The following is a 413-nucleotide window of genomic DNA, read 5'->3' on the forward strand; positions in this document are numbered from 1 at the left end:
GAAAACGCAGACCGTTCGTGGGTCTTGATAAAGGCCTCAACGGGCATTCCCGGAAGAACAATGAGTCCGTCTAGCCGCGCCAGTTCTTCGGGCGCTACCACGAAGCGCACCTGATAGTAGGAAGATCCTGAGCGCTCGTTAGTCGTCAGGTCAGCTGCAATACGGACAACCGTCCCATTGAGTTCCGGCGTGGTACGCTGATTGAATGCCGAGAGGCGTAGCACTGCCTTCTGCCCAAGCTCAATCTGGTCGATGTCGCGCGGTGCGATCTGGGCATCCAGCGCGAGCCCGCCGCTATCGGGAACGATCGACATAATCACATCCCCTGGCGAAATGACGCCGCCGACAGTGTGAAATGCCAGTTGGTGCACGATGCCAGCCTGTGGAGCGATGATGTCGATTCGCTTGAGTTG

The 413-nt window shown here is 57.9% G+C and carries 1 protein-coding gene; it reads right to left on the reverse strand.

Annotated elements, in window-relative coordinates:
• The coding region (locus tag EN991_RS39565) for an HlyD family efflux transporter periplasmic adaptor subunit (RefSeq protein WP_127370699.1) at window positions 1-413 on the reverse strand (413 nt) is incomplete at both ends.

The organism is Mesorhizobium sp. M7A.F.Ca.US.005.03.2.1 (assembly GCF_003997795.1).
Classification (GTDB): domain Bacteria; phylum Pseudomonadota; class Alphaproteobacteria; order Rhizobiales; family Rhizobiaceae; genus Mesorhizobium; species Mesorhizobium ciceri.